The sequence below is a fragment of the Herbiconiux aconitum genome (assembly GCF_024979235.1).
In the GTDB taxonomy this organism is placed as follows: domain Bacteria; phylum Actinomycetota; class Actinomycetes; order Actinomycetales; family Microbacteriaceae; genus Herbiconiux; species Herbiconiux aconitum.
The window spans coordinates 519,656-530,822 of the sequence record NZ_JANLCM010000001.1; the positions used below are offsets into that span (position 1 = coordinate 519,656).

Annotated in this window: 9 protein-coding genes; 4 read left to right on the forward strand and 5 right to left on the reverse strand. The window is 70.5% G+C overall.

The window, feature by feature from the left end:
• Window positions 1-161: 161 nt before the first annotated feature.
• From N1027_RS02400 to N1027_RS02410, 3 genes are read left to right on the forward strand one after another with little or no spacing between them, the layout of a single operon-like run.
• Entirely contained in the window at window positions 162-2,042 is a 1,881-nt protein-coding gene (locus N1027_RS02400; RefSeq protein ID WP_259504767.1) for an ABC transporter ATP-binding protein, read from the forward strand.
• Complete coding sequence (locus N1027_RS02405) at window positions 2,039-2,866, forward strand: energy-coupling factor transporter transmembrane component T family protein (RefSeq protein ID WP_259504769.1); 828 nt, start codon at window positions 2,039-2,041, stop codon at window positions 2,864-2,866. Before N1027_RS02400 ends, N1027_RS02405 begins: the two co-directional genes overlap by 4 nt.
• A 48-nt stretch (window positions 2,867-2,914) precedes the next feature.
• Complete coding sequence (locus N1027_RS02410; RefSeq protein WP_259504778.1) at window positions 2,915-3,751, forward strand: siderophore-interacting protein; 837 nt, start codon at window positions 2,915-2,917, stop codon at window positions 3,749-3,751.
• 50 nt (window positions 3,752-3,801) lie between these two features.
• Here N1027_RS02410 and N1027_RS02415 read toward each other — a convergent pair whose 3' ends face one another.
• The 5 genes from N1027_RS02415 to N1027_RS02435 form a co-directional block, all read right to left on the reverse strand.
• Window positions 3,802-4,833 carry a DMT family transporter gene (locus tag N1027_RS02415; RefSeq protein ID WP_259504780.1) on the reverse strand — a complete coding sequence of 344 codons (1,032 nt, stop codon included), beginning with the start codon at window positions 4,831-4,833 and terminating at the stop codon, window positions 3,802-3,804.
• A gap of 112 nt (window positions 4,834-4,945) precedes the next feature.
• On the reverse strand, window positions 4,946-7,324 hold the full coding sequence (locus N1027_RS02420; RefSeq protein WP_259504782.1) for a DEAD/DEAH box helicase: 2,379 nt from the start codon (window positions 7,322-7,324) through the stop codon (window positions 4,946-4,948).
• 287 nt (window positions 7,325-7,611) lie between these two features.
• Complete coding sequence (locus N1027_RS02425) at window positions 7,612-7,902, reverse strand: putative quinol monooxygenase (RefSeq protein ID WP_259504784.1); 291 nt, start codon at window positions 7,900-7,902, stop codon at window positions 7,612-7,614.
• A gap of 41 nt (window positions 7,903-7,943) precedes the next feature.
• The gene (locus tag N1027_RS02430; protein WP_259504786.1) at window positions 7,944-8,864 is read right to left on the reverse strand and encodes an LLM class F420-dependent oxidoreductase; all 921 of its coding nucleotides are present in this window, start codon (window positions 8,862-8,864) and stop codon (window positions 7,944-7,946) included.
• Between the two features lie 9 nt (window positions 8,865-8,873).
• On the reverse strand, window positions 8,874-10,136 hold the full coding sequence (locus N1027_RS02435; protein ID WP_259504789.1) for an MFS transporter: 1,263 nt from the start codon (window positions 10,134-10,136) through the stop codon (window positions 8,874-8,876).
• A 56-nt stretch (window positions 10,137-10,192) separates the two neighbouring features.
• Here N1027_RS02435 and N1027_RS02440 point away from each other — a divergent pair, with 56 nt between their 5' ends.
• Window positions 10,193-11,143, forward strand: a complete 951-nt coding sequence (locus N1027_RS02440; RefSeq protein ID WP_259504791.1) for a ketopantoate reductase family protein — start codon at window positions 10,193-10,195, stop codon at window positions 11,141-11,143.
• Window positions 11,144-11,167 lie beyond the last annotated feature (24 nt).

Sequence of the window (11,167 nt, forward strand, 5' to 3'; positions counted from 1 at the left end):
GACCTCGACCAGGGGCGTTACGAGAATAGCGTCTGGTCGCTGGAAAATCCCAGAGCGAGTGAAACCTTCCTCCGACGACGCTATCGACCCAGGCAAGGCTTACCTAAGCTAGAGTGCAGAGCGACGCGATCCGTTCTCTCCGAAGTCGTTCGAAAGGCGCCATGAGTCCGAGCTCTCCCGTCATCAGAGTGGCGGATGTGCGCATCCGTCACGATGGGAACGCCCGGTTCACGCCCGACGGCGTGAGTTTCGACGTGCACCCCGGGGAGGTGGTGCTGCTACTCGGCCCCTCCGGCAGCGGAAAGTCCACTCTCGCGCTGGCGCTCGACGGCCTCATTCCCCACGCCGTGCCGGCCGTCATCGACGGAGCCGTGCTCGTCGACGGGGTCTCGACCGCCGACGCGACGGTCGCCCGGCTCAGCGAGACGGTCTCCATGGTCTTCCAAGATCCGGACGCCCAGATCGTCACCGGCACCCTGCTCGACGAAGTGTGCTTCGGCCCCGAGAATCTGTCGCTCCCCGTCGAGGAGGTGCACGCCCGCGCGGAGGCGGCGCTGCGGCACGTCGGCCTCTGGGGACGCCGCGGAGAGAACCCCGACCGCCTCTCCGGTGGCGGGCGGCAGCGCCTCGCGATCGCCTGCGTGCTCGCCCTCCGGTCGCCCGTGATCGTGCTCGACGAGCCCACGGCGAACCTCGATCCGGTCGGCACTGAGGAGGTCTACGCGGTTCTGGGCGAACTCGTGCGGGGCGGCGAGCACGCTCTCGTGCTGATCGAGCACAACCTCGACGCGGCCATGGAGATCGTGGATCGGGTCGTGGTGATCGATCGCGCCGGCCGGCTCGTCTTGGATGGACCGGCCGAATCCGTGCTGCGCGACAACGTCGACGAGCTGATCGCGCTCGGCGTCTGGCTGCCGACTGCGGCCCTTGCGGGGCTGCGCCTGCGCTCGGCCGGTGTGCCGGTGCCGACGCTCCCGCTGACCCCCGCCGAGCTGACAGCGACCCTGGATGCGGTGCCCACGGGCGCGGCCGAGGTCATCGCGCCGGACGTCGTGACCACCCCCGCGCGCCGGGCGACGCCGGATGCCGAGACCGCTATCCGGGTCGGAGGCCTGCGCGTGAAGCGGGGGCGCACCGAGATCCTGCACGGCATCGACCTCACGATCGCGGCCGGTTCGTTCGTGGCGGTCGTCGGAACCAACGGCGCCGGCAAGACCACATTGCTGCAGGCCATCGCCGGTGTCGTCGCGCCACCACGCGAAGCGGTCGACCTGCTCGGCCTCGACCCGGCCCGCGCCGACGTGCGCACCCTCGCCCGCACGGTCGGCTTCGTCTTCCAGAACCCCGAGCACCAGTTCATCCGCTCGACCGTGGCCGACGAACTCGCGCACGGCCTCGAACTGCAGCGGCTTCCGCCGGCCGAGATCGCCGATCAGGTCGACCGGATGCTCGCCCGCTTCGGTCTCGCCGAACAGCGCGACGCGCATCCCTTCCTCCTCTCCGGGGGGCAGAAACGGCGGCTCTCGGTGGGAACAGCGCTCATCGCGGGTGCGCCCGTGCTCGTGCTCGACGAACCGACCTTCGGGCAAGACCGCGAGCGCGCCGTCGAACTGCTCGACCTGGTCACCGCGCTCAACCGCGAGGGCACCACCATCATCGTCTCCACCCATGATCTGCAGCTCGTGGCCGACCACGCCTCGCACATCGTGGTGCTCGACCAGGGCCGAGTGGCGGCGCACGGACGCACCGCCGACGTGCTCGCCGGCGACGCTCTCGAGCACGCCGGACTGCTCGCCCCGCCGCTCGTGCGCGCCTTCCGCGCGGCGGCGGACCCGGCCTGGCACGGGGTGACCCGCCTCAGCGACCTCGCCGCGTCGACCGCAGCCGCACCCGTCGCTGCCCATCCGCCCGCCGCCGCACCCGACGCCCACCCGGCTCCACCCGCCGCCGCACCCGACGCCCACCCCGCTCCATCCACCGCCGCACCCGACGCCCACCCCGCTCCGGCCGCCTGGCGGCCCACACAGGGCAGCTCCTCATGACCCGCACCGCGGTCCCTGCCCACCGCGTAAACCGCGATCCCTACGCCGACGCGCCGGACTACGGCGCGATCCGGTTCCTGCACCGCCTCAACCCGCTCGCGAAAATCGCCGGGCCACTTCCCGCGATGGTGGTGCTGATCTTCTCGCGCGACCTCGGCATCCCGCTCGCGCTGGTCGCCCTGGCACTCGCGCTGCTGCTCGTCGGCGCGCACCTCTCGGGCCGCGCGCTCCTCGGCCTCTTCGTCGTGCTCCCCCTCGCCACCGCCGTGCTCGCGGTGAGCCTCGGGCTGTGGACGGATGCGTCGCGCGTCGACAGCACGCCGGTGCTCTTCCAGATCGGCGACTTCCGTTTCTACGCCGGCTCCCTGCTGGTGGGCGCGACAGCCGCGCTCCGGCTCGCGGGCATCCTCTCCCTCTCCCTCATCGCGGGACTCACCTCCACCGGCCCCGACCTCGTGCGCGCACTCGTGCAGCACCTCCACGTGCCCTACCGCGTCGGTTACACGGCCCTCGCGGCCTACCGATTCGTGCCGCGCTTCGGCCACGAGCTCGACGTCATCCGGCAGGCGCACCGCGTGCGTGGGATGGCGGCGGGTCGTGGTCCGGTCGCGGCCGTGCGCCGCGGATTCGGCACTGTGGTTCCGCTCTTGGCGGGCGGCATCCGGCACGCCGAACGGGTCGCCCTCGCCATGGACTCGCGGGCCTTCGGCGCCTCAGCCACCCGCACCGAACGGCACCTCGTGCCGTTCCGCGCGCGCGACTGGGCATTCATGGCCGCGTTCTGGCTCGCCACCGCCGCGATCGTCATCGCTCAGGGCTTCTGAGACCCGGAACCGCACCCAAATGCACCACCGCAGAACGGAGACCGCCCCGTGGCCGGACGACTCACCCAGGTCAAGCCCGAGAAACCTCAGCTCATCGTGGCCGAAGTCACTCGCACCGAACGCGTCTCGCCCAACCTCGTGCGCGTCACGTTCGGCGGCGAGGCGATCCGGCGATTCCGCCCGATCGGGTTCGATCAGTGGTTCCGGCTCTTCTTGCCCCGTGAAGGCCAGGAGGTGCTGCGCCTACCCACCCGGTCGAGCTTTCTCTGGTACGCCCAGTTCCTCACGACACCCAAGCAGCGCCGCCCCCACGTGCGCAACTACACGGTGCGGGCGTACCGTGCGGCCGGGGGTGAGCTGACGCATCCGGAGCTCGACGTCGACTTCGTGGTGCACGGCGCCGGATCAGGCCCGGCCTCCGACTGGGCCGTGAACGCGCAGCCCGGCACCACCGCGGGCATCCTCGACGAGGGCTCCTCGTACGCAGCCGCCGACGACGTGGACTGGCACCTCATCGCGGCCGACGAGACCGGACTCCCGGCCGCCGTCGGCGTTCTGGCCCGCCTGCCGCGCGACGCCGTCGGTCATGCCTGGATCGAGCTGCCGGATGCCGCCGACGTCCAGCCCGTCCAGGCCCCGGCCGGCGTGACCGTGAACTGGCTCCCGCGCTCCGACCCCCATGCGGTTCCGGGAGTGCTCGCCCGCGAGAGCGTTCAGGCGGCGATCACGGCGGCGACCCTGCCGTCGGGCCGCGGGTACGCGCACCTGGTCGGCGAATCCGCCCTCGTCACCGGGCTCCGCCGCCACCTCGTCGCGGCGGGCATGCCGAAATCCGACGTGACCTTCATCGGGTACTGGCGGATGGGCCACGCCGCCGTCGGCTAGGACGGCGGCGCCGTTCGAGTGCGGTCTCGTTCGCCGGGAGGGGCTGGAGCTCACGCCCGGAGGCTGATGTTCTCGGCGGTGTCGGCCGCGTTCTTGCGGCTGACGCGGCCACCACGTCGCCCGGGCAACGACACCACCAGCACGGCGACTACCACGAACACGGCGGCGATCGGCGTGGTCCAGTCGACGGAGTGGCCCGATCCGGGGGCGACGAGATCGATCACGATCGACCCACCCAGCTGACCGGCGACCGAGCAGAGCCCGAGCAGCAGCACACCCGTGGTGCGCACGGCCGTGGCGAGGCCGAAGATGAATACAACGCCGATCGGGCCGCCGAGGTACAGCCACCACTCGGCGGGGAAAACCGCCGGCAGGCCGCCGGCCAGGAGCGCGTGGACGGCGGCGACGATGACGAGCGCCGTCGCACCGGCGATGAAGTTGAAGAGCGTCGACGTCACTGCGGAGCCCGCTGCGTTGGCGACGCGCCCGTTCGCAGCCTGTTGGGCGGCGACGGCGGCGCCCGCGATCACGGGGAGCACGAGCATCCAGAGCGGGATGTCGGGTTCGAGGTGCGACAGGATCGACCAGACGACCACGGCGAGCGCGATGCCCGCCCCGAGCACCCGGCGGAGAGTCAGGTAGCGCACGCCGCCAGGGCCGAGGCCGGCGCGGTCGACGACCAGGCCGCTGAGTGTCTGCCCGCCGATGAAGGCGACGGTGAAGAGAGAGACTCCGACGACCGCCGACGCGAGCCCTTGCGAGAGCACGAACACGGCGCCGCCGAAGCCTGCGAAGAAGGTCCAGAGCGGGAGCCGGTGCTGCTTCACTTCTTCGAAGGCGTAGCGGGTGCCGCGGCGTGCCGAGGGCATGAACGCGACGACGATCAGCACGATCACGAGGCCGATGGTGAAACTGAGGGCAGCGGCAGTGAATCCGTCGCCGAGCTGCCCGCCGAGCTCGCCGTTGACGCGCGACTGCGTGACCATCAGCACTCCGCACACCACGGCGACGACGACCGCCGCCCCCAGGGGCAGGCGGCCGAGGTGGGCGCGGGAGTGATGGGCGTCGGGCTGCGAAGACATGTCAGAAAACCCTACCCGTCGACGAATGCCCGCGAGGCTCGTGAAGGAGCGCAACCGTCCTGGAACGCGAAAGGGACGCAACCCTGCGGCCACGTCCCTTTCGCGCTGGAACCTACTGATCGGCGGCGAGCTCGCTCACCAAGGAGTCGCCGGGAGCGACCGTGATCATCTCGGCCTCGATCTCGGCGCGACCCAGCAGTTCCTGCATGCGGCGACCACGGCTGCGCGGGATGAGGGTGACGACCGTGCCCTTCTTGCCGGCGCGACCGGTGCGGCCGGCGCGGTGCAGGTAGGTCTTGTACTCGTCGGGCGCGTCGGCCTGGATGACCAGATCGATGTCGTCGACGTGGATGCCGCGGGCTGCGACATCCGTGGCCACCAGCACACTCACGCGACCGCTGGTGAGCTGCTGCAGGTTGCGGGTACGGCGCGCCTGGTTGAGGTCTCCGTGGAGGCTCGTCGCCGGGAACCCGGCGTCTTCGAGCTGCTCGGCGAGCATCTCGGCGTAGGCGCGGGTGCGGGAGAAGATCAGCGTCTTGCCCTGGCGGTCGGCGAGCTGCTTGATGATCTCGCTCTTGTCACGGCTCTCGACGATCAGCACGCGGTGGTCGATGGTCGATGACGCCTGGTCTTCGCCGGCGACTTCGTGCACGCTCGGCTCCACCAGGAACTCCTCGACCAGCGTCGCGACGCCCTTGTCGAGGGTGGCGGAGAAGAGGAGCTTCTGCCCGCCGTCTTTGGTGTGACGCAGGATGCGCTGAACCGGCTCGAGGAAGCCAAGGTCGCACATGTGGTCGGCCTCGTCGAGCACCGTGATGGTGACCTCGCTGAGGTCGAGCCGACGCTGCTCGATGAGGTCTTCGATGCGGCCGGGGGTGCCGATGATGATGTCGACACCGCGCTGCAGGGCACCGACCTGGCGCGCCTGGGGCACACCGCCGTAGATCTGCGTGGTGAACAGACCGACGGCGCGGGCGATCGGCTGCACGGTGCGGTCGATCTGCAACGCGAGCTCACGGGTGGGGGCGAGGATGAGCGCACGGGGCTTGCGGCCCGGCTTGCGGTTCGCTCCTCCCCCGTTCTCCATCAGGCGCTCCACCAGGGGGGCGCCGAAGGCGATGGTCTTGCCGGAGCCGGTGCGGCCACGGCCGAGAACGTCACGGCCGTTCAGCACCTCGGGGATCGTCGCCGACTGGATCGGGAACGGGCTCTCGGCGCCGAGCTCACCGAGCACGCGCACGATGTTGCCGCCGAGTCCGAGGCTCGCGAACGTCGCGCCCTCGACCTCTTCGGCCAGAGTGGCCTGCGCCTCGAGGCGCTCGAGCACCACGTCGTCGGCGTGGAAGTTCTGCTTCGCGTCGCGCGACGGGTAGAAGTCGCTGCCGCGGTCGTCGCGGGTGTGGGCCGGGCGGTCGTAACCGCCGGTGCGCGGCGCGCGATCGGTGCGCGGGGAACGGTCGTCGCGGTCGAAGCTGCGCTTCGGGCGGTCGTCGTAGCTGCGGGCCGGGCGGTCACCGTAAGACGGACGCTCCGTGCGCGCCGGACGGTCGCCGTAGGCAGGACGCTCCGTGCGCGCCGGGCGGTCGCCGTAGGCAGGACGCTCGGCACGGTCGCGGTTGTACGCCGGGCGCTCGCCGCGGTCTCCGTTGTAGGCCGGACGCTCGCCGCGATCCTTGTTGTACGCCGGGCGCTCGCCGCGGTCGTAGCCTCCGGTGCGAGGCGCGCGGTCGTCGCGGTTGTACGACGAGCGGGCCGGACGGTCGGCGCGCTCACCGGGCTGGTAGTCGGACTTCGGGCGGGCGCTGCGGTTGTAGCCGCGGTCGTCGGTGCGGGGCGGCTTGCCGCCGTAACCACGAGTGGATGCGCCACGGTCGGAACCGCGGTCGGACGTTCCACGCTCGGCAGCCGCGGCGGCACGGCGCTCTTCGTTGCGGGCGTCGTTCCACTTCTGGCGGTCGGTGCGCTGGCCGCGGTCGTGGCCGCGACGCTCGCCCTCGCCCGTGGGGCGGTCGGCGCGGTCGTAGGACGGGCGGTCGTAGGAGGGTCGCTCGCCACGGTTGTACGCAGGGCGCTCGCCACGGTCGTAAGACGGACGCTCGGAGCGGCCGGTGCCGGTGCCCGACTTGTGGAAGCCGTTCTCGCGGCTCGGGCGCTCGTAGCCCCCGCGTGCGGGGCGGTCACCGTAGGAGGGACGCTCAGATCGCTCAGAACGGTCGTATCTGCCGCGCTCGCCGTCACGGGCCGGGCGGGCCGGGCGCTCGGCGCGGTCGTTGTAGCTCGGGCGCTCGGTGCCACGGTTCGACGGAGCAGCACCGCGAGCGGCGCGATCATCCGAGTTCCAACGCTGCTTGCGCGGCGCCGACTCGTCGACGGCCTTGTAGCCGCGGTGACCGGGGCTGCGGCTGCCGGCCTTGGGGCCACCCTTGGCGGGCGTGCGCGGCTCGTAGTTCTTGGCGGCCTTGAAGCCACCGGACTTGTTGGTTTTGGGCATGATACTTTCCGGGTTTTTTAATTGCGCGCACTTCTCCACACCGTTCTTGCGCTCGAAAACGCTCGTGGTGAAGTGCAAACTAGAACCCGGTTGTTTCGTATCCGGGGCCGTGTCGTACGCGACATTCCTCAGTGACCAGCGCAACAACGCACTGACTGGGAAACCGGCCCACCAGACTTACAAACCCATCCGCGATGCAACTCGCGGTGTCCAGAGCCGACCGACTTACATTACACGAACTGCCGTCACCTGTCGAGGTTCGACCTTCCCTGCACTGCGGATGAGGGCTACTCGACCACGAGGTAGCGGGTGAGCGTGGGCGGGCCCGCGAGAATCGTGCCCAGATCACTTGCGCCCTCGGGCGTGGCCCGGAAAGCGCGGTATGCGTCGTCGCGCTCGAGCGTGGTCCACTTCTCGAGCAACACGATGTGGGCGGGGTCGGTGACGTCGACGATCACCTCGACACCGAGGCAGCCTTCGAAGGCCCGGGTGGCCTCGAGAACGCGGTCGATGTGGGCGACGGCGCCGTCGACGGCCTCGGGTGCGATGGTCAGTTCGAGCAGAGAGTTCACGGTCATGGCCCCACCCTATTCCGCGGGGTCGGCTGTCGCCGGGCCGCTCACAGCTGCGGCAGCACGTCCCGCGCCAGGAAGTCGAGGTGATCGAGGTCGGCGAGATCGATGATCTGCAGATACACCCGCTCGACACCCTGTTCGCGGAGTGCCCCGAGCTTGTCGACGACCTCGGCCGTGGTGCCGGCGAGCCCGTTCTGGCGCAACTCGCCGGGCTCCCGACCGACAGCTGCCGCTCGGCGCGCGAACGACGCGTCATCCGCCCCGGCCACCGCGATCTGGGCGACGGAGTAGACGATCTCGTCGGGGTCGCGGCCGAGCGAAGCGCACGCCGACCGCACGTTCTCGAAGAGACCCGGGATGGTGCCGGGGTCAGGGAACGGGATGTTGAACTCGCTCGCGAAGCGCGCGGCCAGAAGAGGGGTGCGCCGGGCGCCCTTGCCGCCGATCAGCACCGGCAGCGGCGACTGCACGGGCTTCGGCAGCGCGGGCGAATCTTCGAGCGTGTAATGCTCGCCGCTGAACGAGAAGGTCGACCCGGGCTCGGTGGCCCAGAGCCCTGTCACGATCTCGAGCTGCTCTTCGAGCAGGTCGAACCGCTTCGCCGGGAACGGGATGCCGTAAGCGCGGTGTTCCCGTTCGAACCAGCCGGTGCCGAGGCCGAGTTCTGCCCGGCCGCCCGACATCTGGTCGACCTGCGCCACCTGGATCGCCAGGATGCCCGGATAGCGGTAGGTCACCGAGGAGACGAGCGTGCCGAGCCGGATGCGCGAGGTCTCGCGGGCGAGCCCGGCCAGCGTCGTCCAGGCATCCGTCGGGCCCGGTCCGGGATCTCCGTCGCCCATGCGCAGGTAGTGATCCGAGCGGAAGAACGCATCGAATCCGAGGCGTTCGGCGGCCTGGGCCACGGCAAGCAGGTCGTCGTAGCTGGCACCCTGCTGGGGTTCGGTGAAGATTCTGAAGTCCACCCGCCAAGACTACGGGCTCGGCGTGAGACGACCTCCGCGCGGGCCCGTCGCCCGGATCGCCCCGGCGAGCCCGGCGCCGCTGAACACGAGGGTGCCGACCAGCACCACGCCGATCGGCAAGGTCCAGGCGCCGGTGGCGTCGTGCGCGGCACCCACGAGGGTGGGAGCGGTGGCGCCGAGCGCATAGCCGACCCCCTGGATCATGGCCGAGAGACGACGGGCGTGGGTGCCGCTCATCGCGAGCTGCACGATGAGCATGAACACGATCGTGATGCCGCCGCCCTGAGCGACCCCGCCGAGGAATCCCCAGAGCAACCAGGTCGAGGGCGCCACGATCATTCCGAGCGGAAAGCTCACCCAGAGCACCGCGACACCGAGGAAGGTGAACGGGATGCCGATGCGTTTCGACAGCAGCGGAACCCCGAGCGCGCCGACGACGGCCGCGATCTGGAAGATCGAGGAGCTGCTGCCCGCCTCCGCTGCCGAGTAGCCGACCTCCTGCTCGAGGATGGTGGGGAACCACGCGGTGAGCCCGTAATACGAGAAGGCCTGCCCGGCGAAGGCCAGGGCGAGCAGCACGGCGGAGAGGTTGCGCCAGGTGCGCGGCTCCTCGCCGGTGAGCGGCACGGATCGGGTGTCGATCACCACGGTGTCGACGGCCCCGGTCTCGACCGAGCGCCGCACCGGACCCCAGTGGAACGCGCGCCGCGGACCGATGGCCAGGAGCCACGCCGCGGCGGCCAGCACCACGAACCCGAGCCAGGCCAGCAGCGCTCCCCGCCAGCCGAAGGTCACGGCGAGCGGCACGGTGGCGAGCGAGGTGATCATCGAGCTCACGTTCATGGCCGAGGTGTAGGCGCCGGTGACGATGCCCACGCGTTCCTCACGGATGTCGCGGCGGATGATCACCGGAATCACGACGTTGCCGATCGTGATGAAGGCACCCATGATGATGGTGCCGGTGAACGTGGCCTCCAGCCCGCCCGCCGAGCGCACGATCGACCCGATCCCGACTCCGATGATCGCGATCGTGGTGGCGAAGTTCGCGCCGGCCTTCCCCACGAAGAGGGAGGCGAACGGGGTGATCACGGCGAAGCAGAGCACGGGCAGGCTGGTGAGCAACCCCGCCTGGGCCGCCGTCATCCCGAGCTCGTCGCTGATCGTGCCCGTGATGGGCGCGACGGCGATCAGCGGGCCGCGCAGGATGAATCCGATGAAGACGATGCCGACCACGAGCATCCAGGGAAACCCGGCGCGTGAGAGTCGGCTCATGAGTCGGATCTTACGCGTAGCGTTGACAGTGACACGTCGGCGGAAAGGACGGGACAATGCGCACTCTCATCGTCGGGGCCGGTGCGATCGGCGGATTCTTCGGATCGCGGCTGATCGCCGCCGGGCGTGACGTCACCTTCCTCGCCCGCGAGAACCGCGCCGAATCGCTGCGCCGCGACGGACTGCGCATTGCGGGCCGGGTGCCGGGCGACGGGCCGGACGCGGTCGAGACGTTCGCGGGCATCCGTGCCATCTCCGCCGGAGAGCATGACTCCTTCGACCTCGTGCTGCTGGCGGTGAAGTCGTATGCGCTGCACGGCGTGATCGACGACATCGCCCCGTTCGTCGGGCCCGAGACGACGGTCTTGCCGCTCCTGAACGGCCTGAAGCACATCGACACGCTGAAGGAGAGGTATGGAGCCGAGTCCGTCATCGGCGGCCTCTGCGTCGCCTCCTCGCAGCTGACCGGCGATGGCACGGTGCGGCTGCTCGCGCCGGGCACGAGCATGACCTACGGCGAGCTCGACGGTTCGATGACCGAACGTATCCGGGCGGTCGACGAGACGCTGCGGGTGCCCGACCGCGACGGCGCGGAGTACAAGGCGCGACTGTCGGAGGACATCCTCGCCGACATGTGGGTGAAATGGGTGTTCCTGGCGTCGGGCGGCGCGGTGACGACCTTGATGGGCGGGCCGGTCGGTCGGGTCGCCGCCACCCCGACCGGGCCGGAGACGGCACGAGCGATCGTGGAGGAGTGCGCGGCGGTGGCCGCGGCATCCGGATACCCGATGAGCGAACGGGTGGTGGAGACCGCGACCGAGCGCGTGACCGAGCAGGGCTCGCCGTTCACCACCTCGATGTACCGCGACCTCGAGGAGGGGCGGCCGATCGAGGTGGAGTCGGTGATCGGCGACCTCGTCGACCGCGGGGGCGCACTCGGGGTGGCCACGCCGCTGCTCGGCGCCTGCTACGCACGGTTGTGCGTGTACGCGAGTTCGCTTCAGTAGAGGCCGCGCGGTCGGACTTCTCCA